This is a genomic window from Cupriavidus sp. H18C1 (assembly GCF_049311595.1).
Taxonomy (GTDB): Bacteria; Pseudomonadota; Gammaproteobacteria; order Burkholderiales; family Burkholderiaceae; genus Cupriavidus; species Cupriavidus cauae.
In genome coordinates, this window is the sequence record NZ_CP186008.1 from 913737 (window position 1) to 939467 (window position 25731).

The window sequence follows — 25731 nt, forward strand, 5'->3', positions numbered from 1 at the left end:
CGGCCCCACCGATATCCCCATGGAACAATTCGCTCCCCCTCATCGCCACCGCGATCAATGCCGGCACGCCGCTGCTGCTGGCCGCGCTCGGCCTCTTGATCAACGAACGCGCCGGCGTGCTGAACCTCGGCGCCGAAGGCATGATGCTGGTCGCCGCGGTGTTCGGCTTCATGGTCGGCTACCAGACCCAGTCACCGCTGCTCGGCTTCGTCGCCGGCGCGCTCGCCGGCATGGCGATGGCCACGCTGTTCGCCTGGCTGGCGCTGGTGCTGGCCACCAACCAGGTTGCCACGGGCCTGGCGCTGTCGATCTTCGGCACCGGCCTGTCGGCCTTCATGGGCCAGCGCTTCGTCGGCCATGCGATGCCCGCGCAGGGCAGCAAGGTCCCGGGCCTGGCCGACCTGCCCTTCGTCGGCCCGGCCTTCTTTCAGCATCACTGGATGGTCTATGTCAGCGTGCTGCTGTGCCTGGCGATCATGTGGTTCCTGTTCCGCACGCGCGCCGGCCTGACGCTGCGCGCGATCGGCGAATCGCCCGAGTCGGCGCACGCGCTGGGCTATCCGGTGCGCTGGATCCGTTTCGCCGCGCTGCTGTTCGGCGGCGGCTGCTGCGGGCTGGCGGGCGCCTACCTGTCGCTGGTCTATACGCCGATGTGGGTCGAGAACCTGGTCGCCGGACGCGGCTGGATCGCGCTGGCGCTGACCACCTTCGCCACCTGGCGGCCCGGCCGCGTGCTGGTCGGCGCCTGGCTGTTCGGCGGCGTGACGATCCTGCAGTTCTACCTGCAGGGCATCGGCGTCTCGGTGCCGTCGCAGATCCTGTCGATGCTGCCGTACGCGGCCACCATCGTCGTGCTGGCGCTGATCTCGCGCAATCCGGCGTGGATCCGCCTGAATATGCCGGCGTCGCTGGGACGGCCGTTCCGCCCGGGCAACGCCTGAACCGTTTCGATCGGCGGCGCGGCGAACAGGGGTCGCCGCGGGGCCGCGCCCGCCGTCTGCAAGCAGAGCCAACCCGCCTGGCATCCCGCATGCTTCCGCATATATCCCGCATGCATTCGCACATTCAACACAAGGAGAAATCGATGAACGTCACGCGCAGGAAGTCCCTCGCGACGCTGGCCGCCACCACGCTGCTGGCGGCCGTCACGCTGGCCGGCTGCGGCAAGAAGGAGGCCGAGCAGCCCGCGCCGGGCGCCGCCTCTGCCCCGGCCGCCGCGGGCCAGCCGGGCGAGCCGCTGAAGGTCGCCTTCGTCTATATCGGACCAGTCGGCGACGCCGGCTGGACCTATGCGCACGACCGCGGTCGCAAGGCGGTCGAGGAGAAGTTCGGCGACAAGGTCAAGACCACCTATGTCGAGAACGTGCCCGAGTCGGCCGCCGACGCCGAGCGCGTGTTCCGCGACCTGGCCAGCCAGGGCAACAAGCTGATCTTCGGCACGACCTTCGGCTACATGGAGTCGATGCTGAAGGTCGCCCGCGAATTCCCGGACGTCCGCTTCGAGCACGCGACCGGCTTCAAGACCGCCGAGAACCTGGCCCAGTACGACGTGCGCACCTACGAGGGCGCGTACCTCGCCGGCGTGGTCGCGGGCAAGATGAGCAAGACCGGCAAGATGGGCGTGGTCGCCTCGGTGCCGATCCCCGAGGTGATCCGCAACATCGACTCGTTCGCGCTCGGCGCGCGCAGCGTCAATCCGAACGCCACCGTCAAGGTGGTCTGGGTCAACAAGTGGTTCGATCCGGGCAAGGAGCGCGAGGCCGCGACCACGCTGATCGGCCAGGGCGTCGACATGCTGATGCAGAACACCGACTCGGCCGCCGTGGTGCAGACCGCGCAGGAAAAGGGCGTGCACGCGTTCGGCTGGGATAGCGACATGAGCAAGTTCGGTCCGAAGGCCCACCTGGCGGCGTCGGTGATCTCGTGGGGCGTCTACTACAACAAGGTGGTCGGCGACGTGCTCAGCGGCCAGTGGACCAATGGCACCACCTGGTGGGGGCCTGAAGGAAAACATGATCGACCTGACCGGCTTCAACGCCGACGTGCCCGAGGACGTCAAGGCGCTGGTCGCCGAGCGCCGCCGCGGCATCATCGAGGGCAGCTCGCCGATCTGGAAGGGTCCGATCAAGGACAACACCGGCAAGCAGCAGCTCGCCGAAGGCCAGGTCGCCGACGACAAGTTCCTGCACGGCATCAAGTTCTATGTCGAGGGTGTGGAGGGGCAGATTCCGGGTTGATGGCGATCGACAGCGCTCGCCGTCGTAGTTCTCTCTCGTAGCTCCCCCTCGTAGTTCTCCCTCGTAGTTTTCCCTAGTAGTCCTCCCCTCTCCCGCCGCGCGGGAGAGGGCAGCAAACCCCTCCCTACCCTTCACCACATATCCCCCGGGAACTTGAACCCGGCCCGATCGGCCCAAGCTATCCTGTTGTCGTGCCGCGCATTTCTAGCCGCGGGTGCACAGTGTGAAGGAGGCCTCTCATGTGGAAACGATTCTCGGCGCTTTGGACGCTCGCGCGGCGCGATGGGCGCCTGCTCTGGCATGCGCTGCGGCACCCGGACGCGCCCGGCTGGCTCAAGCCGGCGGTGATCGGCGTGGTGCTGTACGCGCTGTCGCCGATCGACCTGATCCCCGACGTGGTCGCCGGTCTGGGCATCGTCGATGACCTGGTGCTGATCCCGCTGGCGGTGCACCTGATCCTCAAGCGCCTGCCGCCGCACATCCTGCGGCAAGCGCAGATGCGGTCGGCAGCGACCACGGTCCGGCCGCGCTGAGCGCAGTAAGGGCAAACCAAACAGCAAACGAAAAGGGCGCCACTGGCGCCCTTCTCATTGCGGCTTGATGGGGTTGCAGCCCCATGGCAGCCCCATGGCAGCCCCATGGCAGCCCGATTGCGGGCCGACTGCGGCCCGATTGCAACCTGGCGCCGCCCGCCCCGTACTTACGGAATCAGCACGGTCGACCCGGTGGTCTTGCGCGCCTCCAGTTCGCGATGCGCCTGCGCGACCTCGGACAGCGGATAGCGCTGCCGCACCTCGATCCTGACCTTGCCGCTGCGCACGATGTCGAACAGCTCGGCCGCCATCGGCTCGAGCAGGTCGCGCTGCGTGACATACGTCATGATGGTCGGCCGCGTCAGCTTCAGCGAGCCCTTGGCCCCCAGCACCGAGATATCGACCGGCGGCACCGGACCCGAGGCATTGCCGAAGCTGACCATGGTGCCGCGCGGCGCCAGGCAGTCCAGCGAATCGTTGAAGGTGTCTTTGCCGATCGAGTCGTAGACCACCGCGACGCCCTTGCCGCCGGTGATCTCCTTGACGCGGGCCAGGAAGGACTCGCGCGTGTAGACGATGGTGTGGTCGCAGCCATGCGCCCGCGCCAGCGCGGCCTTGTCGTCGTTGCCGACCGTGCCGATCACGGTGGCGCCCAGCGCCTTGAGCCATTGCGACGCGATCAGGCCGATGCCGCCGGCCGCGGCGTGCAGCAGCACGGTGTCGCCCGGCTGCACGCGGTAGGTGTCGCGCACCAGGTATTGCACCGTCATGCCCTGCAGCATCATCGCCGCGGCCTGCTCGAACGAGATGTCGTCCGGCAGCTTGACCACGATGTCGGCCGGCATCACGCGCACCTGCGCATAGGCGCCGGTCGGACGGCCGGCATAGGCGACGCGATCGCCCACGCTCAAGTGCGTCACGCCCTGTCCGACCGCCTCGACCACGCCGGCGCCCTCCATGCCGATCCCCCCGGGCAGCGGCTGCTTGTACAGCCCGGTGCGGAAATAGACGTCGATGTAGTTCAGGCCGACCGCCTCCTGCCGGATGCGGATCTCGCCCGGGCCGGGCTCGCCGACCTCGACGTCGACCCACTGCATCACTTCAGGACCGCCGTTCTCGAAGATGCGGATGGCTTTGCTCATGGTTCGGTTCTCCTTGGGGATGATCGGATGGAAGCGCCACGGCGTCGCAGCGACGCCGTGCCCGGCTCAGCCGGCCGGCGCCTCGGCGCGGCGCCGCATTTCGGCGATCAGCATGTCGGCGGTCGCCACATTGGTCGCGCACGGCACGTCGTGCACGTCGCAGGCGCGCACCAGCGCGTTGATATCGGGCTCGTGCGGCTGCGGCGTCATCGGGTCGCGCAGGAAGATCACCGCGGCGACGCGACCCTCGGCCAGCTGCGCGCCGATCTGCAGGTCGCCGCCCCATGGGCCGGACAGCATGCGCGTGACCTGCAGTCCCACCTCGTCGATCAGCCGGCCGCCGGTGGTGCCGGTGGCCAGCAGCTCGCAGTGCACGAGGAAGTCGCGGTGGCGGCGGGCGAAGGTGACGATGTCGTCCTTCTTGCGGTCGTGCGCGATCAGCGCGATGCGCGGGGGAACCGCGGCGACAGGGGTGGTCGTCATGCGCGCGCTCAGAAGGTGCCGGGGTAGGCGCCACCGTCCAGCAGGATGTTCTGCGCGGTGATGTACGCGGCCTGCTTGCTGCACAGGAAGGCGCAGGTGGCGCCGAACTCGGCCGGATCGCCGAAGCGGCGCGACGGGTTCTGCGCGGCGCGGCGCTGGGCGACCTCGTCGACCGTCAGGTTGGCCTTCTTCGCCGCGCCTTCCATGGTCTTGTACAGGCGGTCGGTATTGAACGGCCCCGGCAGCAGGTTGTTGATGGTCACGCCATGCTGCGCGACCTCGCGCGCCACGCCGGCGACGAAGCCGGTCAGGCCCGAGCGCGCGCCGTTGGACAGGCCCAGCACGTCGATCGGCGCCTTGACCGCGCCGCTGGTGATATTGATGATGCGGCCCCACTTGCGCGCGATCATGCCGTCGACGGTGGCCTTGATCAGCTCGATCGGCGTCAGCATGTTGGCGTCGAGCGCGGCGATCCAGTCCTCGCGGTTCCAGTCGCGGAAGTTGCCCGGGGGCGGGCCGCCGGCGTTGTTGACCAGGATGTCGAGGTCGCCGAGCTTGGCCGCGGCCTCGAGCGCCTGCTGGCGGCCTTCCGGCGTGGTGATGTCGGTCGCCACCGCGATCACGCGGCGGCCGTGGCGCGCGCGCAGATCGGCGGCGGCCTTGTCCAGCGCCTCGGCGCCGCGCGCCACGATCACCACGTCGACGCCCTCGGCGGCCAGCGCATCGGCGCACGCAAAGCCCAGTCCCTTGCTGGCGCCGCACACCAGCGCATGCTTGCCCCGCAGTCCGAAATCCATGCTCCTTTCTCCTTGATTCGCTAGTTGTCCAAGCTTGTTCGAGCGCGCGCTCCCATGCAGCTCAGGCGCCCGCCATCACGTCGATTCAGCTGCGCGCGGCCTTGCCGCGCGACAGCAGATAGATGCCGCCCATCACCAGCGCGCTGCCGGCCAGCTGCACCACGGTGATCGGCTCGCCCAGCAGCCAGAAGCCGAGGAACAGCGTCGACACCGGGCCGATCATGCCGGCCTGCGAGGCCATCGGCGCGCCGATGCGCGCCACCGCCATCATCGTCAGCGACACCGGCAACACGGTGCAGAACACCGCGTTGATCACCGACAGCCACATCACCGGCGCCGGCTGCAGCAGTTCGGCCCAGGGGGCGTCCCAGCACCAGATATTGCACCACGCAGCAGGCGGTGGACACGCACATCGCATAGGCGACCAGCCGCAGCGAGCCGATGCGCGCCACCAGCTCGCCGCTGGCGATCAGATAGACCGCGTAGCTGAGCGCGCTGCCCAGCACCAGCGCGGCGCCGAGCCACACCTGGCTGCCGCTGACGTCGAGGTCGTGGGCCAGCACCAGCACGATGCCGGCATAGGCCAGCAGCAGCGAGATCCATTGCTGGCGGCTGATATGGCGCTTGAAGCCGAAGGCGGTGGCCAGCACGACGAAGGACGGCGTCAGGAACAGGATCAGCCGCTCCAGCCCGGCGGTGATGTATTGCAGGCCGAGGAAATCGAGAAAGCTCGACAGGTAGTAGCCGATGAAGCCGAGCATCAGCACGCGGCCGCGGTCGGCCCACGACAGCGGCGGCAGCCGCATCGACTGCCACCAGCCGATCGCCATGAACAGCGGCACCGCGAACAGCATGCGCAGCGTGATCACCATCACCGCGTCGACGTTGTAGCGGTACATCAGCTTGGCGACGATGGCCTTGCCGGAGAACAGCACCGCGCCGATGGCGGCGACGGCAAGCCCGGTGCGCTGCCGCGCGCCGGCGGAGGCGCCGGCGGGGCTGGCGAGGGATTTCTGGGATGCGGGCACGGGTATGGTGCAAACGGCCTGTCCGCGCGCGGTCGCCGACAGGCGGGCGCGGCAAGGCATGACGTCGGGAAATTTTGTTTGGCACTGCCGCCCGACAATGCCGCCGGACAGACGCGAGGATTGTATGTCAAAAGGCGCAAAGGCATCGGACGGGGCATCGTCGCCGCCGCGCAGGCGGGCCCCGGCGCTCGATGGTTCGACCGCAGCGATTGTGGCGTTGCCAGTCACTGTGTCCCCGCTTCCGCGCGGACCGCGGGGACGACCCGGAGTCCATCCATTACAATCCGGCACCACCGGGGCGATCCCCCGGATTCCGCCCTGCCCTCACCGCCAGCCGCTACCCGCCATGAAGCAAGATCCGCGTTTCCCCAATCTGTTCATCCTCGACCACCCGCTGATCCAGCACAAGCTGTCGCACATGCGCGACCGCGACACGTCGACGCGGACCTTTCGCGAGCTGCTGCGCGAAATCACGCTGCTGATGGGTTACGAGATCACGCGCAGCCTGCCGCTGACCACGCGCCATATCGACACGCCGCTGGTCAGCATGGACGCGCCGGTGATCGCCGGCAAGAAGCTGACCATCGTGCCGGTGCTGCGCGCCGGCGTCGGCATGAGCGACGGCCTGGTCGAGCTGATCCCGTCGGCGCGGATCGGCCATATCGGCGTCTATCGCGACGAGCATCATCGTCCGGTCGAATACCTGGTGCGGCTGCCCGACCTGGAGGACCGCAGCTTCATCCTGTGCGATCCGATGGTCGCCACCGGCTATTCGGCGGCGCATGCGGTCGATGTGCTCAAGCGCCGCGGCGTCAAGGACGAGGCAATCACCTTCGTCGCGCTGGTGGCGGCGCCCGAGGGCGTCGAGGTCTTCCAGAAGGCCCACCCGAACGTGAAGCTGTACGTGGCCTCGCTCGACAGCCATCTGGACGAGCACGCCTACATCGTGCCGGGCCTCGGGGATGCGGGCGACCGGCTGTTCGGCACCAAGAACTGAGGTCGATACCGGGGGCCCGCCGCAGCGCCTTAGCGGCGTTTGCGCCCCGACCCCAGCAGGCTGCCCAGCACGCCGCGGATCAGCTCGCGGCCGACCTGCGAGCCCACCGTGCGGGCGGCCGACTTGGCCATCGATTCGAGGATCGAATCGCCGCGGCCGCTCTTGCCGGTGCCGCGCGTCAGGCCGCCGAACAGATCGCCGGCCTCGTCGAGCCAGCCGCGCTCGCCGGCCTGCGGCTGCGCGGGCTGTCCACCGCCCTGCCCGCCGTTCTGCGCACCGCCCTGCTGCGCATCCGCGTCCTGCGCGGCCCTGCCCTTCAGGCGCTCGTAGGCCGATTCCCGGTCGACGGCTTTCTCATAGGTACCCGCCACCAGCGACGAGGCCAGCAGCTGCTTGCGCTCGGCCTCGTCGATCGGGCCGATGCGGCTGCCCGGCGCCAGCACCCAGGCGCGCTGGGTGATGCCGGGCGTGCCCTTGGCATCGAGCAGCGAGATCAGCGCCTCGCCCACCGCCAGCTCGCCGATCGCCTTCTCGACGTCCAGCTCGGGATTGGCGCGCATCGTGGTGGCGGCCACCTTGACCGCCTTCTGGTCGCGCGGCGTGAACGCGCGCAGCGCGTGCTGGACGCGGTTGCCCAGCTGCCCCAGCACGGTGTCGGGAATATCGATCGGGTTCTGCGTGACGAAGTACACGCCGACGCCCTTCGAACGGATCAGCCGCACCACCTGCTCGATCTTCTCCAGCAGCGCCTTGGGCGTGTCGTTGAACAGCAGGTGGGCCTCGTCGAAGAAGAACACCAGCTTGGGCTTGTCGAGGTCGCCCGCCTCGGGCAGCTTCTCGAACAGCTCGGACAGCAGCCACAGCAGGAAGGTCGCGTACAGCCGCGGCGCGTGCAGCAGCTTGTCGGCGGCCAGGATATTGACCATGCCCAGACCCTTGTCGGTCTGCATGAAGTCGTCCAGGTTCAGCATCGGCTCGCCGAAGAACACGTCGGCGCCCTGCGATTCGAGCGCGACCAGGCCGCGCTGAATCGCGCCGATCGAGGCGGCCGAGATATTGCCGTACTCGGTGGTGAACTGCGAGGCGTTGTCGCCGACGTGCTGCAGCATCGCGCGCAGGTCCTTGGCATCGAGCAGCAGCAGGCCGTTGGCATCGGCGATGCGGAACACCAGGTTCAGCACGCCCTGCTGGGTGTCGTTGAGCTCGAGCATGCGCGACAGCAGCAGCGGGCCCATGTCGGACACGGTGGCGCGCACCGGGTGGCCCTTCTCGCCGAACACGTCCCACAGCGTGGTCGGGCAGGCGCCCCAGACCGGCTCGGGCAGGCCGAGGTCGGCCAGCCGCTTGCCGAGCTTGTCGGACAGCTGGCCCGGCTGCGAGATGCCGGTCAGGTCGCCCTTGACGTCGGCCATGAAGACCGGCACGCCGAGCCGCGAGAAGCCCTGCGCCAGCGTTTGCAGCGTCACGGTCTTGCCGGTGCCGGTGGCGCCGGTGATCAGCCCGTGGCGATTGCCCATCTGCGGCAGCAGGGCCAGTTCATGCTGGGCGTTCTTGGCGATAACGATGGGGTCGGCCATGCTGGGGCTCCGGTGAATAAGGACGCAATGACGAGGCGATGATGAAACGATGGTGCGGGGATAGTGCGGCGATGGTGCGGCGCAATCCAGCCCGCCCGGCCCGGCGCGGCAAGGGCCGGGCCGGCGGTCTGGCGCGCAGGGCCGCGTGATAAAATCCCGGGCTGATTATATCCAGCAGTGATTGCCAGCAGTCGTGGCCTGCCGCTGATGATTCCATCACCGGCGCGTGCATCGCAACAGGCCGCGTGGGCGCTTCCAGCGCCCGCCGGCCCGGCCGCCCACCTTCGGCCATGCTGCCCTTGCCGCGCTGCACGCGCATCGCGTACCTGTTCCGCCTCGGAGAGAAACATGGCCGGTCATTCCAAATGGGCCAATATCAAGCATAAGAAAGCCGCAGCCGACGCCAAGCGCGGCAAGATCTGGACCCGCCTGATCAAGGAAATCACCGTTGCCGCCAAGCTCGGCGGCGCCGATGCCGATTCGAATCCGCGCCTGCGGCTGGCCGTGGACAAGGCCATGGACGCCAACATGCCCAAGGACAACATCCAGCGCGCGATCCAGCGCGGCGTGGGCGGTCTGGAAGGCGCCAGCTACGAGGAAATCCGCTACGAGGGCTACGGCCTGTCGGGCGCCGCGATCATCGTCGATTGCCTGACCGACAACCGCACCCGTACCGTGGCCGAAGTGCGCCACGCCTTCTCGAAGCACGGCGGCAACATGGGCACCGAGGGCTCGGTGGCCTTCATGTTCACGCACTGCGGCCAGTTCCTGTTCGCCCCGGGCACGCCCGAGGACAAGCTGATGGAGGCCGCGCTCGAGGCCGGTGCCGACGACGTCGTCACCCACGAGGACGGCTCGATCGAGGTCACCTGCCCGCCCAACGATTTCGGCACCGTCAAGACGGCGCTGGAAGCGGCCGGCTTCAAGGCCGAGGTCGCCGACGTCGTGATGAAGCCGCAGAACGAGGTCAGCTTCACCGGCGACGACGCCGTCAAGATGCAGAAGCTGCTCGACGCGCTGGAAAACCTCGACGACGTGCAGGAAGTCTTCACCAACGCAGTGATCGAGGACTGAGCCGGCGCTTCCGCCCCCTCCCCCTCTCCCCGGCGGCCGTCGCGACATCGATGCAGCGGCCGCCCTCCCCAAAGCTTTATCTTCTGGCAGTGGATCATGAAAGTATTGGTTGTCGGCTCGGGCGGACGTGAACACGCGCTGGCCTGGAAACTGGCCCAGTCGCCCAAGGTGCAGGTCGTCTACGTGGCCCCAGGCAACGGCGGCACGGCGCTGGACAAGCGGCTGCAGAACGTCCCGGTGACCGACCCGGCGGCGCTGGCGGACTTTGCCCGCCAGGAGAGCGTGCATTTCACCGTGGTCGGTCCCGAGGCGCCGCTGGCGGCCGGCATCGTCGACGTGTTCCGCGCGCAGGGCCTGCGCATCTTCGGCCCGAGCAAGGCGGCCGCGCAGCTGGAGTCGTCGAAGGACTTCGCCAAGGCCTTCATGCACCGGCACCAGATTCCGACCGCCGCCTACCAGACCTTCGCCGACGCTGCCGAGGCGCACGCCTATATCGACGCGCAGGGCGCGCCGATCGTGATCAAGGCCGACGGCCTGGCCGCGGGCAAGGGCGTGGTGGTCGCCGCCACGCTGGAAGAGGCGCACGCCGCGGTCGACATGATGCTGGCCGACAACAAGCTCGGCGATGCCGGCGCGCGCGTCGTCATCGAGGAATTCCTGGAAGGCGAGGAAGCGAGCTTCATCGTGATGGTCGACGGCGCCAACGTGCTGGCGCTGGCCACCAGCCAGGACCACAAGCGCCTGCTGGACGGCGACGCCGGCCCCAATACCGGCGGCATGGGCGCCTATTCGCCGGCGCCGGTGGTCACGCCCGCGCTGCATGCGCGCGTGCTGCGCGAGATCATCATGCCGACCGTGCGCGGCATGGAGAAGGACGGCATTCCGTACACCGGCTTCCTGTACGCCGGCCTGATGATCGACCGCGACGGCAATCCGAAGACGCTCGAATTCAACTGCCGCATGGGCGATCCCGAGACGCAGCCGATCATGGCGCGGCTCAAGACGGACCTGTTCGACGTGATGGAGCACGCGGTCAACGGCCGCCTCGACGCGGTCGAGCTCGACTGGGACCGCCGCACCGCGCTGGGCGTGGTGATGGCCGCGCACGGCTATCCGGATGCGCCGCGCAAGGGCGACCTGATCACCGGCATTCCGGCCGAGACCGACGACAGCGTGACCTTCCACGCCGGCACCACGCTGGCCGACGGCAAGCTGCTGACCACCGGCGGCCGCGTGCTGTGCGTGGTGGGCCTGGCCGATACCGTCAAGGCGGCGCAGCGCGCGGCCTATGCCGCGGCCCAGCAGATCCACTTCGACGGCATGCAGTACCGCTCGGATATCGGCTACCGCGCGATCAAGCGCTGAGGTCTTCTCCCCCTCTCCCCGGCCCTCTCCGCGGGGAGAGGGGGAATGCCCTCGCGGCACAAGCCACCCCGCGTGCCGGCCTCGCCGCACCATGACGGGGCAGCGGCTACAATCCTGACCATGCACATGATCGATTCCCAGGCAGTCCGCGCCTATCTGCTGGATCTGCAAGACCGCATCACGGATGCCGTCGCCGCCATCGACGGACAGCCGTTCGCCACCGATGCCTGGGAAAAGCCGCCCACCGAGCGCCTGCGCGGCAGCGGCCGCACCCGCATCCTCGAAGGCGGCGCGGTGATGGAGCGGGCCGGCGTCGGCTTCTCGCACGTGCGCGGCGACGCGCTGCCGCCCTCGGCCAGCGCCAGCCGGCCCGAACTGGCCGGGCGCGGCTTCGAGGCGATGGGGGTCTCGCTGGTGTTCCATCCGCGCAATCCCTACGTGCCCACGGTCCATATGAACGTGCGCTGCTTCCTGGCGGTCAAGGAAGGCGCCGAGCCCGTCTGGTGGTTCGGCGGCGGCATGGACCTGACGCCCTACTACGGCAATGCCGACGACTGCCGGCATTTCCACACCACCTGCAAGCGAGCGATCGATCCGTTCGGCGCCGAGCTGTATCCGCGCTTCAAGCGCTGGTGCGACGAGTATTTCTTCCTGAAGCATCGCGGCGAGGCGCGCGGCGTCGGCGGCGTGTTCTTCGACGACTTCTCCGCGCTCGGCTTCGACGACAGCTTCGCGATGATGCGCGCGGTCGGCGACGGCTTCCTCGACGCCTACCTGCCGATCCTGCAGGCGCGCAAGGACACCCCTTACGGCCCGCGCGAGCGCGACTTCCAGGCCTATCGCCGCGGCCGCTATGTCGAATTCAACCTGGTGTTCGACCGCGGCACGCTGTTCGGCCTGCAATCGGGCGGCCGCACCGAATCGATCCTGATGTCGATGCCGCCGCAGGCCGCCCGGCGCTACGACTGGCAGCCCGAGCCGGGCAGCGCCGAAGCGGCGCTGTACACCGACTTCCTGCCGGCGCGCGACTGGGTCTGAACCGCAACGATGAACACCATCGCCCCCGCCGCCAGCGCGCCGATCCGGCCTGCCCAGGCCGACGACCCGCATCCCGCCCGGCACGGCCGCCCCTGGCGCCTCGGCATCCTCGGCGGCACCTTTGATCCGCCCCATGTCGGCCACCTCGCGCTGGCGCGGCTGTGCATCGACCACCTGCAGCTGGACGAGCTGCTGTGGATCCCTACCGGCCAGTCGTGGCAGAAAGGCAACGACGTGACGCCGGCCGCGGACCGGCTGGCGATGACCGAGCTGGCCGCCGCGGCCCTCGCCGACGCGCCGGCGCGGGTCCACGCCAGCCGCATGGAGGTCGATCGCGCCGGCCCGAGCTACACCATCGACACGGTGCGCCAGCTGCGCGAGCAATACGGCCCCGAGGCCTCGCTGGCCTGGCTGATGGGCGCCGACCAATTGCTGCGCCTGCACACCTGGCATGGCTGGGAGGATCTGCTCGACTACGTCCATCTGTGCGTGGCGACCCGGCCCGGCTTCGCGCTGGACCGGCTCGACGGCCCGGTGCGCGACGCGCTGGCCCAACGCCGCGCCGACGCGCACCTGATACAATCCACGCCCTCCGGCCGGATGTGGATCGACCAGACGCTCGCCGTCGACCTCTCCTCCACCGCCCTGCGCCAGCGCCTCGCCGCCGGCCAGCGCGCGGATGACCAACTCCCCCCGGGCGTGGCACACTACATCGCCACCCACGGACTCTATCGCCAGGACTGAGCAGGACCGTGGAACCGGGCCGGCCGTTGGCAATGGCCCGGGACGCGGCCACGGCCACCGATCCCTCGCTGACAAAATACAAGGGCACCACCAAGGCACCATGGATATTCGCAAACTGCAACGCGCCATCGTCGATGGCCTCGAGGACGTCAAGGCACAGGACATCAAGGTGTTCGACACCACGCACCTGACCGAACTGTTCGACCGCGTGGTGATCGCCAGCGGCACCTCGAACCGGCAGACCAAGGCGCTGGCCGCCTCGGTACGCGACACCGTCAAGGAAGCCGGCGGCCACATCGTCGCGGTGGAAGGCATGGAGACCGGCGAATGGGTGCTGGTCGACTGCGGCGACGCGGTGGTGCATATCCTGCAGCCGCAGCTGCGCCAGTACTACAACCTGGAAGAGATCTGGGGCGACAAGCCGGTGCGGATGAAGCTGGGCAGCACCGCCAGGGGGCTGATCAAGGCCAGCGAGCCGATGGACGACGAGGACGACGAGGACGCAGGCCAGAAGGCGCCGCGCGCCCGCGCCACGCGCCGCGCCGTCGGCGAACGCCCGGCACTGGCCCGCCTGCCCGAAGGCATGAAGGAGCCGTCGCCGCCGATGGGCCACGAGGACACCGATCCGGACGCGATCGCCACGCAGCGCAAGCCGGTCGCCCGCCCCCGCACCACCAGCAGCAGCGGCGCCGCGCCGGCGCGCAAGGCCCCGGCCCGCACGGGTACCGGCAGCGGTACCGGCGCCGCCCGCAAGGCCGCGACCAAGACGGCCACCAAGACGGCCGCCAAGACCGGCACCAAGACCGCCACCAAGACGGCGGCCAGGACGGGAACCGGCACCGGCACCCGTACCGCGGCCAGGACCACCGCCACGCGCAGCGCCGCCGCCAAGACCGCGGCACCGCGCAAGCGCGCCACCCGCTCGGCCTGAGCCGGGCCCCATCCCGCAGCAGCGCGTCGCCGTGCAGTTGCTGATCGTCGCGGTCGGACACAAGATGCCGGCCTGGATCGAGGCGGGCTTCGCCGAGATACCAAGCGCATGCCGCCGGAGCTGCGCATCGTGCTGCGCGAGATCAAGCCCGAGGCGCGCACCGCCAGCAATAACGCGGCGACCGTGATGCAGCGCGAGGCCGCGCGCATCGAGGCCGCGCTGCCGCGCCAGTGCCGCATCGTCGCGCTGGACGAACGCGGCCGCGACCTGACCACGATGCAGCTGGCCGAGCAGCTGACCGGCTGGCAACGCGAGGGTGGCGACGTCGCCTTCCTGATCGGCGGCGCCGACGGGCTCGACCCCGCGCTGAAGGCGCGCGCGCAGACGCTGCTGCGGCTCTCCAGCCTGACCCTGCCGCACGGCATGGTGCGCGTGCTGCTGGCCGAGCAGCTGTACCGCGCCTGGACCGTCACGCAGAACCACCCTTACCATCGGGTCTGATCCCTGCTCGCCCGGTCTGAACCGTCGTCCCACCCTTGTCCCTGAGCGCGCCCGCCGCGCCCGTGCCACCGTGCTCCACGACGTCCTCTACCTCGCCTCCCAAAGCCCCCGCCGCCGCGAACTGCTGACCCAGCTCGGCGTGTCCTACCAGTTGCTGCTGCCCGACGACGACGAAGACGCCGAGGCGCTTGAAGCGGTGCTGCCCGGCGAGACGCCCGACGACTACGTGCAGCGCGTCTGCGCGCTGAAGGCAGAGGCCGCGCTGCGCCGGCGCGAGCACCGCGCGCTGCCCGACGCGCCGATCCTGACCTCCGACACCACGGTCTGCCTGGACGGCCGCATCCTCGGCAAGCCGGAGCATGCCGACGACGCCGCGGCGATGCTGGCGGCGCTGTCCGGCACCACGCATCGGGTACTGACCGCGGTGACCGTCGTCTCGACGCTCGGCGCGCACCATGCGCTGTCGATCTCCGAGGTCAGCTTCCGCGCGATGCGCGAGGACGAGATCGCGCGCTACGTGGCCAGCGGCGAACCGCTCGGCAAGGCCGGCGCGTATGGCATCCAGGGCCGCGCCGCCGAGTTCGTGCAGCGGATCGCGGGGAGCTATTCGGGTATCATGGGCCTGCCCCTGTTCGAGACGGCAGCACTGTTGCGACAGGCCGGCCTGCGCTTCTGAGGCGCAGCGCCGCAACACCGCAACGCCCGCCGGGCAAGCCGAACATGGCGCCGGTCACCCGCCGACCGCGCCGCCCGGCATCCAGGGGACCAACCTGCTCCGCCGCGACACGCATTTGGCGACGGAGCCAGCCAGCCGGCGACGGATCGCACACAACATGACCGAAGACATCCTCGTCAATATCACCCCGCAGGAAACGCGCGTGGCCATCGTGCAGCAGGCCGCGGTGCAGGAGCTTCATGTCGAACGCACGCTGACGCGCGGACTGGTCGGCAATATCTATCTGGGCAAGGTGGTGCGCGTGCTGCCCGGCATGCAATCGGCCTTCATCGACATCGGGCTGGAACGGGCCGCCTTCCTGCACGTCGCCGATATCTGGCACCGGCGCGAGCCGGACCGCAACGGCAGCACGCAGCTGGCGATCGAAAAGACGCTGTTCGAAGGCCAGGCGCTGATGGTGCAGGTGATCAAGGACCCGATCGGCACCAAGGGCGCGCGGCTGTCGACCCAGGTCAGCATCGCCGGCCGCACGCTGGTCTATCTGCCGCAGGACCCGCATATCGGCATCTCGCAGCGGATCGAGGGCGAAGTCGATCGCGAGGCGCTGCGCGCCCGCGTGCAGGGGCTGGTGCCCGAGGAAGAGCGCGGCGGCTTCATCGTGCGCACCATCGCCGAGGAGGCGACCGACGAGGAGCTGGGCAACGACATCGCCTACCTGCGCAAGATCTGGGGCGCGATCCGGCTCAATGCGACCACGCTGCCGGCGCCCAGCCTGCTGTACCAGGACCTGAGCCTCGCCCAGCGCGTGCTGCGCGATTTCGTCAACGACGCCACAGGCGTGATCCAGGTCGACTCGCGAGAGAACTACCAGAAGCTGGTCGAGTTCGCGCAGGAATACACCCCCGCGGTACTGCCGCGGCTGTCGCACTACACCGGCGAGCGGCCGATCTTCGACCTGTTCAATATCGACGCGGAAATCGAGCGCGCGCTGTCACGGCGCGTCGACCTGAAGTCCGGCGGGTATCTGATGATCGACCAGACCGAGGCGATGACGACGATCGACGTCAACACCGGCGGCTATGTCGGCGCGCGCAATTTCGACGACACGATCTTCAAGACCAATCTCGAGGCGGCGCACACGATCGCGCGCCAGCTGCGCCTGCGCAATCTCGGCGGCATCATCATCATCGACTTCATCGACATGGAGAACGCCGAGCACCGCGACGCGGTGCTGTCGGAACTGAAGCGCGCGCTGTCGCGCGACCGCACCCGCATCACCGTCAACGGCTTCTCGCAGCTGGGCCTGGTCGAGATGACGCGCAAGCGCACGCGTGAATCGCTGGCGCACGTGCTGTGCGAGCAGTGCCCCGTCTGCCAGGGCAAGGGCCAGGTCAAGACGCCGCGCACGGTGTGCTACGAGATCCTGCGCGAGATCATGCGCGAGTCGCGCCAGTTCAATCCGCGCGAGTTCCGCATCCTGGCCTCGCAGGAAGTGATCGACCTCTTCCTCGAAGAGGAGAGCCAGCATATGGCGATGCTCGGCGACTTCATCGGCAAGCCGATTTCGCTGCAGGTCGAATCGACCTTCCATCAGGAGCAGTACGACATCATCCTGATGTAGGCGTCGATGTAGGCGTTGATGTCGGCGCTGATGTCGGCGCTGACGTAGGCGTTGATGTCGGCGCTGATGTCGGCGCTGACGTAGGCGTTGATGTCGGCGCGGCCCGCCCGCGTTCCGCCCGGAACGCGCCCTCAGGGGTCAGACCGCATGCCATCCCCGCACCAATCTTCTATAACGATTAGAAGGATGGCGCGCGCCTGGCGCGGTGGCGGGAGCGGACGATGACACGCTGGAATGACGCAATGGCCCAAGGGCCGTCGGCGCGGCGGATCGCGCCATGGGCAGGCCCGCTGCTTGGCGGACTACCGGCAGGAAAACCGGCGCGACTGGCGGCGGGACCAGCGGCAAGACTGCCTGCGCGACTGACGGCGAGGCTACCGCTGGCACTACCGGCGGCACTGCTCGCGGGATTGCTGGCCTTGCCGGGCTGCGCGCCTGTGCAGGAACTGGCCAAACGCGCGCCCTCGTTGCCCCCGGCCGCGCCCGAACGGCAGGTCACGCCTGCCCCTCCCCCACCGATTCCCTCGCGCGTGATCGAGCTCGCCGGCTATTGCAGCCGCACCGAGGACGACGGCTTTCGGGAAGAGGCGCGCGTGCGCGTCGCCGCGAACGAGGTACAGGCGTTGAACTGGAAGCTGTGGGTGCCCCGGCGACGCGGCTCCTGCGCCTTCGATCTGAGCGAGTTCAGGCAGGTCCAGAAGGCCCCGCATATCGAGCTGGTGGCGCGCGACGACAGCGGCTGCAAGCTGATGGTCTGGCAGGACCCGCGGCGCGTCACGCTGGCCCATGCCAATTGCCAGAAGCGCTGCACGCCGGGAATCTACGAGGAAGCGTGGCCGGTGATGTTCGACCCGGCCAGCGGCATGTGCGCGCAGGTCAAGTAGACCGGCCACACAACGCGCCGCACGCTACACGGCACAGTCCGCACGCCACAAGCCACAAGCCACAAGCCACAAGCCAGAAGCCACAAGCCAGAAGCCACAAGCCACAAGCCAGAAGCCAGAAGCCAGAGGCCACGGCCCGACGATGCGCGGCGCGCCACGCGCCACGCGCCATACGGCTTCGGCGCCGGCTGGCGCTGGCGCCCGGCATTCAGCCGCGCTTGACCCAGACCACCAGGCCGCCCGCGATGCCGAGCGTGCGCCGGTCCGGACGATAGTCCATGGTGCCGGGGAACTGCTGCGCGTCGCGCTGGCCGATGCGCCAGGCGCAGCCGTCCAGCAGCGCGATCGCCTCGGCCTCCGGCTTGCCGACCAGCGCGTCGTCGGTCAGCTTGTCGGCGGCGCAGCCCTGCGGCGTGGCGGCGCCTCCCATCGGGGGCGGCGGCGGGCCGGGCGGCGGTTCGCTGGCGCAGGCGGTCAGCATGGCCGCGCCCGCAGCGGCGCCAGCCAGCCGGCCCGTGCGGGTCAGGCGAGGCAGCAGCGGGTAACGAAGCGCGGAACCAAGCGCGGAAAGAAACGAGGAAAGACGTGATCGGTCGACGATCCTTGGCATGCAATCTCCTTGCAGGTCGGGAGCGGACGGCATCCGCCGCCCGCGGGCGAAACGGCCGGTCCCGGCACCGGATTACGGCTTGGCCTTCGGCACGCGTCCCATCAGGAAGAACTCGTCGTTGGGACGCATGCCGATGGTGTTGGCCATCCGGTTGGACAGGCCGAAGAAGGCGGTGATGGCGGCGATGTCCCAGGCGTCCTCGTCGGAGAAGCCGTGCGGGCGCAGCGCCTCGAAATCGGCCTCGTCGATCTCGTGCGAGGCCTGGCAGACCTTCATCGCGAAATCGAGCATCGCGCGCTGGCGCGGCGGCAGGTCGGCCTTGCGGTAGTTGACCGCGACCTGGTCGGCCAGCAGCGGCTTCTTCTCGTAGATGCGCAGGATCGCGCCGTGCGCGACCACGCAATACAGGCACTGGTTGACGCCGGAGGTGGCGACCACGATCATCTCGCGCTCGCCCTTGGTCAGCCCGCCCTCCTTGTCCATCAGCGCGTCGTGATAGGCGAAGAAGGCGCGGAACTCGGCCGGCCGGTGCGCCAGCGCGAGGAAGACGTTGGGAACGAAGCCGGCCTTCTCCTGCACCGCCAGGATCCGCTCGCGGATATCGTCCGGGACCTGCTCCAGCGTCGGCACCGGATAGCGGCTGATCGGCTTGCTGTCGACACTGCCGCCGGACGTGCCGGATGCCGCGTTCGATGTGGCACGGCCTTGCTGCGATTCGCTCATCGTGGTCTCCTCGATTGATTCCGGCCTATCCGTCCGCCGGCATGGCCGTCGCGCGGCGCGCGAGGCATGCCACAGTATCGGCCAGCCACGGCGGCGCGCCAAGCGAGGCCGGCCGGCGCCGCCCCGCACCACAGCGCGCCCCTGTGCAGCGCACCGTGGAGCATCGCCCCATGCGGCCGGCTTACTGCGTCGCGAACTGGATGCGGTGCAGCCCGGCGTACAGACCGTTCGCGGCCAGCAGCTCGGCATGGGTGCCGTGCTCGGCGATGCGTCCCTGATCCAGCACCGCGATGCGGTCGGCGTTCTCGATGGTCGACAGCCGGTGCGCGATCACCAGCGTGGTACGGCCGACCATCAGCGATTCCAGCGCGGCCTGGACCTGGCGCTCCGACTCCGAATCCAGCGCCGAGGTGGCCTCGTCCAGGATCAGGATCGGCGCGTCCTTGTACAGCGCGCGCGCGATCGCCAGCCGCTGGCGCTGGCCGCCCGACAGCTTCATGCCGTTGTCGCCGATATTGGTCTGCAAACCCTCGGGCAGCGCCTTGACCACGTCGGTCAGATAGGCCGCCTCGAGCGCGCGCTCGACCCGCGCCATGTCGATCTGGTCGGCCGAGTGCACGCCATAGGCCACGTTGGCGGCGACGGTGTCGTTGAACAGCACCACGTCCTGGCTGACGAAGGCGATCTGGCGGCGCAGGTCCTTCAGCGCCAGCGCATCGAGCGGCTGGCCGTCGAGCAGGATGCGCCCTTCGGTTGGATCGAAGAAGCGCGGCACCAGGTTGACCAGCGTGGTCTTGCCGCTGCCGGACGGGCCGACCAGCGCCAGCACCTCGCCCGGGCTGACTTGCAGCGACACGTCCTGCAGCGCCGGACGGCCGGCGTCGCCGTAACGGAAGCCGACGCGCTCGAACACCAGCTCGCCGCGCGCGCGGTCCAGCGGCAGGCCGCCGTGCTGGGGCTCCACCGGCTCGTCGATCAGCCGGAAGATCATCTCGGCGGCGGTCATGCCGCGCGTCAGCGGCTGGTTGATGTCGGTCAGGTGCTTCAGCGGCGAGATCAGCAGCAGCATCGCCATCACGAAGCCGGTGAAGCCCCCGATGGTGGTCTGGTTGCCCTGCGCCTGCACCATCGCGATGGTGATGATCACCGACAGCGCCAGCGCGGCCAGGAACGCGGTGACCGGCTGGTTCAGGCCGCCCGCGACCGCCATCCGCATCGAATAGTTCTTCAGCCGCTCGGCCATCGCGCGAAAGCGCGCCAGCTCGTAGGTCTCGCCGCCGTGCAGCTTGACCACCTTGAAGCCCCCCGCGGCTTCCTCGACGACATAGGCGGCGTGGTTGGTCAGCGTCTGGTGCTCGCGGTTGAGCTTGCGCAGGCGCCGGTTGATCTTCGACATCAGGTAGCCGATCACCGGCAGGATCACCGCGACGATCAGCGTCAGCCGCCAGTTCGTGTAGAACAGGTAGATCAACAGCGCGACCACGGTCAGCGAGTCGCGCACCAGCGTGATGAACACGCTGGTCAGGATCTGCAGCACCTGGTTGACCTCGAAGATCACCGCGTTGATCAGCGACGCCGCGGTATTGCGATGGAAGAACATCGCCGGCACATGCAGCATGCGTTCGAACATCTGCAGCCGCATCTTCAGCAGCACGCGGTTGGAGATCAGGCTCAGCAGGTAGCCGGAGGCGAACTGCGCCAGGCCGCGGATCAGCGCGACGCCGGTCAGGATCGCCGGCACATGCCACAGCTTGCCGGCGTAGTCGCCGCCGAAGCCCTTGTCCAGCAGATCGTTGACGACCTTGGGGATCACCCCTTCGCTGGCGGCCACGACGGCCATCGCGACGATGGCGGCGATGAAGATGCGCAACTCCGGGCGCAGGTAGGACCAGAGTCGGGCGGGCATGGTTTGCACACCTGGCGTCGATGGGCGGGACAAGAACACTCCTTCGGAATAATCAGAGGCGCCGGTGAGCCCGGGCCGGAAACCGGAAGCGGGCACCGGCGGGTCGGCCCGGCGCAGAGGCCGGCAGGGGGCCGGGGTACAATGGCGCCGCGCTCGACCGGGGCGATACCGTGCCGATTGCGGTCGGATCGCGGCTGGGTCGCGTCATACAGCAGGCCATACGACCACGTCAATGAAACTCTCCGTCGTCATCATCACCCGCAACGAAGCCCACAATATCCAGGCCTGTCTGGAGAGCGTGAAGTGGTGTGACGAGGCGATTATAGTGGATTGCATGAGCGCGGACGCCACCCCGGCGATTGCCCGGGACATGGGCGCGCGCGTGATCCAGACCGAGGACTGGCCCGGCTTCGGTCCGCAGAAGAACCGCGCGGTCAACGCCGCCACCGGCGACTGGATCCCTGAGCATCGATGCGGACGAGCGCGTCAGCCCCGCGCTGCGCGACGAGATCCTCGCCGCGATCGCCAGCGACGGCGCCGACGGCTACGAGATGCCGCGGCTGTCGCAGTTCTGCGGCCGCTTCATCCGCCATGGCGGCTGGTATCCCGATTACGTGACGCGGCTGGTCCGCCGCGGCCACGGCCGCTTCAGCGATGCGCTGGTGCACGAGAGCCTGATCGTGCAGGGCCGGCTCGGCCGGCTGCGCGAACCACTGACGCACTACAGCTATCGCGACTACTCCGACGTGCTGCGCAAGATCGACAGCTATTCGTCGGCCGGCGCGCGCCAGGCCTTCAGCCGCGGCAAGCGCTCGTCGCCGCTGGCCGCCGCGGGCCACGGCCTGTGGGCCTTCCTGCGGACCTGGCTGCTCCGCCGCAGCATTCTCGACGGCGCCGAAGGCTTCGGCGTCGCGCTGATGAACGCGCAGGCGAGCTACTACAAATACCTGAAGCTGTGGTACCTGGGCCGGCAGCAGGCCGGCGGCCAATGAGCGGCCGGCGGCGACCCATGACCGTGGCTTTCCTCCCGTCCCGATATCCGTGTCCATGAAGATCGGCATCTCCTGCAACCGCTTCGGCAAGGGCGGCGGCTTCGAACGCTATGCGCTGGACCTGGCGCGCGGCCTGATCGCACGCGGCGAGCGCCCCGCGGTGTTCGCGCGCCGCTTCGACGGCGACATCCCCCGAGTACGGGCAGGTCGACCGGCATCTGGTGCGCGTGCGCTGGCTGCCCGGCAAGATGCGCGATACCGCGTTCTCCTGGGGCATGCGCGACGCGCACCGCCACTGCGATCTGCTGATCGGCTGCAACCGCGTGGTCGGCGCCGACCTGGCGATCTGCGGCGGCACCCATCGCGGCTACCTGCGCGCATCCGGACGCGCGCCGACCTTCTGGGACCGGCGCCAGATCGAACTGGAAGCGCGCCACTACGCCGCCGCGCGCCACGTGGTCGCCCATTCGCAATTGATGGCCGACGAACTGGCCGAGCTGTATGGCGTGCCCGCCGACCGGCTCGCCCTGCTCTATCCGCCGGTCGATACCGCGCGCTTCCAGCCGGTCGACGATGCCGCGCGAGCGGCATTGCGCCAGCGCCTCGGCTTCGGCGACACGCCGGTCTTCCTGTTTCCGTCGTCGGACCATTCGCGCAAGGGCCTCGACGTGCTGGCCCGCGCGCTCGCCGACAGCGGCCTCGACGCGACGCTGGCCGTCGCCGGCCGGCCGGTCGGCAGGACCCTGCCGGGCGTGCGCGAACTGGGCTATTGCGCCAACATGGCCGAGCTCTATGCCGCCGCCGATTTCACCGTGCTGGCGTCCAGCTACGAGCCCTTCGGGCTGGTCGGCATCGAGTCGGTGCTGTGCGGCACGCCGGTGCTGCTGGCGGACAATATCGCCTGCCTCGAGGTGATGGACGATGCGGTGGCGCGGCGCTTCCCGCGCACCGACGTGGCGGCGATCGCCGCCGCGATGCGCGAGGCCGTGGCCTGGTCGAAGGATGGCGGCGCGCGGATCGCCGAGCCGCGCCGGCATCTGCGCTACAACCCGGAACCGGCGGCGCATCTCGATGCGCTGCTGCGGCTCGGCGGGGCCTGACCGCGCGAGTTGCGTCCGCTCAGGACTACCGCTCAGTACGACCGCTCAGGACTACCGCTCAGCGCGGCCGCGGCGCGGCGGCGGCCGCCGCTTCCAGCTGCCGCGTGCGGTTTGCGATGATGCCCAGCAGCGTCGCCGAGGTCAGCCCGAAGAAGGCGGTGTTCATCACCAGCGTGAAGACGTCGATGGTCAGCCCGAACACCACCGTGCCCAACGTCAGCACCAGGCCCATCGCCGCCGCGGTGGCGATGTCGGGATCGGGCGAATGGCGATGGCGCCAGAAATAGACCGTCGAGCCGTAGTACAGCAGCAGCAGCACCGCCAGGCCCAGCAGTCCCATCTCCGCCAGCGTCGAGAACAGCTCGTTGTGCGCGTGCGGATGGATGATCGCCGGCGAGGCCTCGCCGCGGTCGGCCAGCACCTGCAGGCTCTCCTTCAGCGTGCCCTTGCCGACGCCCAGCGCCGGCTCGCGTTCGAACAGCGTCCAGGCCGCCTGCCATAGCTGCAGCCGCAGGCCGATCGAGGTATCGGCATCGCCGTGCGCCAGCCGCTCGAAGTCCGACGTCGCGGCGGCGATGCGGCTCTGCACCACCGGTGTATTGAGCGCGGCCATCGCCCCCAGCGTCAGCGACGCGGCGAACACCAGCATCAGCCGGCGCGGGCGCATGCGCGCCAGGTCGAAGCGGCACAGCAGGACCCACAGCATCACCGGAATGGCGATCCAGCCGCCGCGGCTCTCCGACGCATAGGAGGCGTAGCAGCCGGCGGCCAGGCCGAGCAGGCGGAAGACCTGCTCCCAGCGCGGGCGGCCGCGTTCGGCCAGCGGAATCGCGCCCATGAAGCCGAGCACCAGCGCGGTGTCGCCGAACGGAATCGGATTGGTGAACGGATTGCCGGCGCGGCCGGACATCACCCACTCGGCGGGCGAGAACAGGATCAGCACGGACCAGAAGCACGCGCCCAGCGCACCGATCACGCAGCCCCATTGAAACGGCCGCAGCCGCTCGGCCGGCACCGCGGCCAGCAGCAGGAAGATCGGCACGGACAGCAGCAGCCGCGACGGCGAATCGAAGGCGCGTGACGGCACCTCGCCGGTCAGCAGCGCCTGCAGGCCAATCGCCAGCGGGTAAGCCGTCATCGCCACGACGTACCACTTGTAGCGCAGCAGCAGTTCGCGGCTCTGGCGGCGATTCTCGGCCTGGCTCAGCCACAGCAGGCTGAAGGCCAGCACGACGAAGAAGCAGTAGCCGGTGCCGCCCTGCAGGGTCAGCATCAGCACAGGGGGACAGCGCCGCGGCAGTCGCCGCGACACCGATGGACAAACGATCAATGCTCATGGATGAAATACGGATCGGCGCCGGAACGGCGTTGGCGGGCACATTGGCCATGAGCCGGAAACAGGGGCAACCATGCAGGGCCACCATGGCGGCCCCGGGGCGCGCCACGCGGCGCATTATACCGTTGCCCCTGACGCTCCCCTCCCTGCGAGGGGGTGCCGGGGCGGCATGGTATCGTTCGGCCGTGCCCGCTGGGGCGGCATGCGTCCGGCAACGAGTATTCGCCAACGAATATTCGGCAACGCGTGATAGGCAACGACGGTTCGGCAACGACGGATCGGCAACAAGAGAGGAAGCGAGGATGAGCGGTACGGCGAATGGCGGCGATGTGCGGGAGGCGGCAGACACGGCGAATGCGCGGGACAGCGCGTGGCCGTCCGCGACCCTGCTGCTGATCACCTACAACCAGCAACGCTTCATCGCCGATGCGATCGCCGGCGCGCTCGCGCAGGACTACCCGGACCTGGAGATCATCGTCTCGGACGATGCCTCGACCGACGACACCTTCGCCGCCGCGCAGCGCGCCCTGCAGGGCTATGCCGGCCCGCACCGGGTCACGCTGCGGCGCAATCCGGTCAACCTTGGCATCAGCGGGCATCTGAGCCAGCTGGTCGAGCTGTCGCACGGCGAGCTGATCTTCGTCGCCGCCGGCGACGATATCTCGCTGCCGACGCGCTGCCGCGAGGTCGCGCAGGCCTGGCTGGCGCACGGCCGCAAACCGGACCTGATCGCCACCGACCTGATCGACATGGACTACGAAGGCGCCGACCACGGCACCATTGCGCACAGCGAGCTGGGCATCTATGACGGCGTGGCGCGCTGGATGGCCGAACCGCCGGTCGTCATCGGCGCCTCGCATACCTGGACGCGCCGGCAGTTCGAACGCTTCGGCCCGATCGCGCCCGGCATGATTTCGGAAGACCAGATCACCACGCTGCGCGCGGTGCTCGGCGGCGGCGCCATCACGCTGCGCCGGCCGCTGGTGCGCTATCGCCGCGGCGGCGTCTCCGGCAAGCGCAAATTGCGCACGCCGGCGGACTTCGTCAAGCGCATCCAGCTGACCAACCGCAGCTCGCTGGCCGAGACGCTGCAGTTCATCCAGGACGCCGAACTGGCCGGCGCGGGCGACGCGATGCGCCGCCACAAGGCCGGCAAGCTGGCGCGAGAGACCTTCACGCGCGACATCTTCGCCGCCACCAGCACCGGCGAGCGCCTGCGGCTGCTGCTCGGCGCGCGCGACGTGCGGCTGGGCCACCGGCTGCGAATGTTCCTCTATGCGGCCTGCCCGGGCGTGTATGCGCCGTTCTTCGCGCTGGGGAATATGGTGAAGGGGACGAAGGGCTGAGGGCCTGGGGGAGAGGCAAGCAGGCGCTTGCCAAACCAGCGGTCTGGTCGCACCGCCCTATGCCCTCTCCCCCCTACCCCCTCCCGCAAG

Annotated in this window: 20 protein-coding genes and 5 pseudogenes; 16 read left to right on the top strand and 9 right to left on the bottom strand. The window is 69.2% G+C overall.

Annotated features, from left to right (window positions below; genetic code table 11):
• The first annotated feature begins 11 nt into the window (after positions 1 to 11).
• From OJJOAM_RS04290 to OJJOAM_RS04300, 3 genes and pseudogenes are all read left to right on the top strand, one after another.
• The gene (locus OJJOAM_RS04290) at positions 12 to 941 is read left to right on the top strand and encodes an ABC transporter permease (RefSeq protein WP_422649492.1); all 930 of its coding nucleotides are present in this window, start codon (positions 12 to 14) and stop codon (positions 939 to 941) included.
• Positions 942 to 1084: 143 nt separating this feature from the next.
• Positions 1085 to 2237, top strand: a pseudogene (locus OJJOAM_RS04295) (BMP family ABC transporter substrate-binding protein).
• 239 nt (positions 2238 to 2476) lie between these two features.
• Positions 2477 to 2770, top strand: a complete 294-nt coding sequence (locus OJJOAM_RS04300; protein WP_149317935.1) for a YkvA family protein — start codon at positions 2477 to 2479, stop codon at positions 2768 to 2770.
• A gap of 167 nt (positions 2771 to 2937) precedes the next feature.
• On the opposite strand, the gene OJJOAM_RS04305 is transcribed toward OJJOAM_RS04300, so the two are convergent.
• From OJJOAM_RS04305 to OJJOAM_RS04320, 4 genes and pseudogenes are all read right to left on the bottom strand, one after another.
• Positions 2938 to 3912 (bottom strand): quinone oxidoreductase family protein, encoded by a 975-nt coding sequence (locus OJJOAM_RS04305; protein WP_422648963.1) that lies wholly within the window; start codon positions 3910 to 3912, stop codon positions 2938 to 2940.
• Between the two features lie 66 nt (positions 3913 to 3978).
• Positions 3979 to 4395, bottom strand: a complete 417-nt coding sequence (locus tag OJJOAM_RS04310; protein ID WP_422648964.1) for a methylglyoxal synthase — start codon at positions 4393 to 4395, stop codon at positions 3979 to 3981.
• Between the two features lie 8 nt (positions 4396 to 4403).
• Positions 4404 to 5192, bottom strand: coding sequence for an SDR family oxidoreductase (locus OJJOAM_RS04315; protein ID WP_198751481.1), 789 nt, complete (start codon positions 5190 to 5192; stop codon positions 4404 to 4406).
• An 85-nt stretch (positions 5193 to 5277) separates the two neighbouring features.
• Positions 5278 to 6220, bottom strand: a pseudogene (locus OJJOAM_RS04320) (DMT family transporter).
• Positions 6221 to 6566: 346 nt separating this feature from the next.
• On the opposite strand from OJJOAM_RS04320, the gene upp reads away from it, so the two are divergent.
• Positions 6567 to 7217, top strand: coding sequence for a uracil phosphoribosyltransferase (gene upp / locus OJJOAM_RS04325; RefSeq protein ID WP_006577223.1), 651 nt, complete (start codon positions 6567 to 6569; stop codon positions 7215 to 7217).
• A 29-nt stretch (positions 7218 to 7246) separates the two neighbouring features.
• Here upp and OJJOAM_RS04330 read toward each other — a convergent pair whose 3' ends face one another.
• Positions 7247 to 8794, bottom strand: a complete 1548-nt coding sequence (locus OJJOAM_RS04330) for a helicase HerA-like C-terminal domain-containing protein (protein WP_422648965.1) — start codon at positions 8792 to 8794, stop codon at positions 7247 to 7249.
• A 348-nt stretch (positions 8795 to 9142) separates the two neighbouring features.
• Between OJJOAM_RS04330 and OJJOAM_RS04335 the strand changes: the two genes are divergently transcribed.
• The 9 genes and pseudogenes from OJJOAM_RS04335 to OJJOAM_RS04375 all read left to right on the top strand — a co-directional run bounded on the left by OJJOAM_RS04335 (position 9143) and on the right by OJJOAM_RS04375 (position 17628).
• Complete coding sequence (locus OJJOAM_RS04335) at positions 9143 to 9868, top strand: YebC/PmpR family DNA-binding transcriptional regulator (protein ID WP_149317928.1); 726 nt, start codon at positions 9143 to 9145, stop codon at positions 9866 to 9868.
• A gap of 96 nt (positions 9869 to 9964) precedes the next feature.
• On the top strand, positions 9965 to 11233 hold the full coding sequence (gene purD, locus OJJOAM_RS04340; RefSeq protein ID WP_422648966.1) for a phosphoribosylamine--glycine ligase: 1269 nt from the start codon (positions 9965 to 9967) through the stop codon (positions 11231 to 11233).
• 126 nt (positions 11234 to 11359) lie between these two features.
• Entirely contained in the window at positions 11360 to 12271 is a 912-nt protein-coding gene (gene hemF / locus OJJOAM_RS04345) for an oxygen-dependent coproporphyrinogen oxidase (RefSeq protein ID WP_422648967.1), read from the top strand.
• A 9-nt stretch (positions 12272 to 12280) separates the two neighbouring features.
• Positions 12281 to 13015, top strand: coding sequence for a nicotinate-nucleotide adenylyltransferase (locus tag OJJOAM_RS04350; RefSeq protein WP_422648968.1), 735 nt, complete (start codon positions 12281 to 12283; stop codon positions 13013 to 13015).
• A 100-nt stretch (positions 13016 to 13115) separates the two neighbouring features.
• A complete protein-coding gene (rsfS, locus tag OJJOAM_RS04355; protein ID WP_422648969.1) occupies positions 13116 to 13946 on the top strand; it encodes a ribosome silencing factor in 831 nt (276 codons plus the stop codon).
• Positions 13947 to 13977: 31 nt separating this feature from the next.
• Positions 13978 to 14447 (top strand): annotated as a pseudogene (rlmH, locus tag OJJOAM_RS04360) (23S rRNA (pseudouridine(1915)-N(3))-methyltransferase RlmH).
• A 70-nt stretch (positions 14448 to 14517) separates the two neighbouring features.
• Positions 14518 to 15123, top strand: coding sequence for a Maf family protein (locus OJJOAM_RS04365; protein WP_422648970.1), 606 nt, complete (start codon positions 14518 to 14520; stop codon positions 15121 to 15123).
• A gap of 157 nt (positions 15124 to 15280) precedes the next feature.
• Positions 15281 to 16744, top strand: a complete 1464-nt coding sequence (gene rng / locus OJJOAM_RS04370; RefSeq protein WP_149317922.1) for a ribonuclease G — start codon at positions 15281 to 15283, stop codon at positions 16742 to 16744.
• A 350-nt stretch (positions 16745 to 17094) separates the two neighbouring features.
• Positions 17095 to 17628, top strand: coding sequence for a hypothetical protein (locus OJJOAM_RS04375; protein ID WP_422649493.1), 534 nt, complete (start codon positions 17095 to 17097; stop codon positions 17626 to 17628).
• 208 nt (positions 17629 to 17836) lie between these two features.
• Here the strand turns inward: OJJOAM_RS04375 and OJJOAM_RS04380 are convergent, their stop codons facing one another.
• From OJJOAM_RS04380 to msbA, 3 genes are all read right to left on the bottom strand, one after another.
• Entirely contained in the window at positions 17837 to 18109 is a 273-nt protein-coding gene (locus OJJOAM_RS04380; RefSeq protein ID WP_265633437.1) for a hypothetical protein, read from the bottom strand.
• A gap of 201 nt (positions 18110 to 18310) precedes the next feature.
• Complete coding sequence (locus OJJOAM_RS04385) at positions 18311 to 18961, bottom strand: peroxidase-related enzyme (RefSeq protein ID WP_422648971.1); 651 nt, start codon at positions 18959 to 18961, stop codon at positions 18311 to 18313.
• A gap of 181 nt (positions 18962 to 19142) precedes the next feature.
• Positions 19143 to 20867, bottom strand: coding sequence for a lipid A export permease/ATP-binding protein MsbA (gene msbA / locus OJJOAM_RS04390; protein WP_422648972.1), 1725 nt, complete (start codon positions 20865 to 20867; stop codon positions 19143 to 19145).
• Positions 20868 to 21099: 232 nt separating this feature from the next.
• On the opposite strand from msbA, the pseudogene OJJOAM_RS04395 reads away from it, so the two are divergent.
• Both OJJOAM_RS04395 and OJJOAM_RS04400 read left to right on the top strand, forming a co-directional pair.
• Positions 21100 to 21859: pseudogene (locus OJJOAM_RS04395) on the top strand (glycosyltransferase family 2 protein).
• A gap of 55 nt (positions 21860 to 21914) precedes the next feature.
• Positions 21915 to 22959: pseudogene (locus OJJOAM_RS04400) on the top strand (glycosyltransferase family 4 protein).
• A gap of 58 nt (positions 22960 to 23017) precedes the next feature.
• Here OJJOAM_RS04400 and OJJOAM_RS04405 read toward each other — a convergent pair.
• Positions 23018 to 24232: an O-antigen ligase family protein gene (locus tag OJJOAM_RS04405; protein WP_422648973.1), complete on the bottom strand. Its 1215-nt coding sequence runs from the start codon at positions 24230 to 24232 to the stop codon at positions 23018 to 23020.
• 365 nt (positions 24233 to 24597) lie between these two features.
• Here OJJOAM_RS04405 and OJJOAM_RS04410 point away from each other — a divergent pair, with 365 nt between their 5' ends.
• Positions 24598 to 25641: a glycosyltransferase gene (locus OJJOAM_RS04410; protein WP_422648974.1), complete on the top strand. Its 1044-nt coding sequence runs from the start codon at positions 24598 to 24600 to the stop codon at positions 25639 to 25641.
• Positions 25642 to 25731 lie beyond the last annotated feature (90 nt).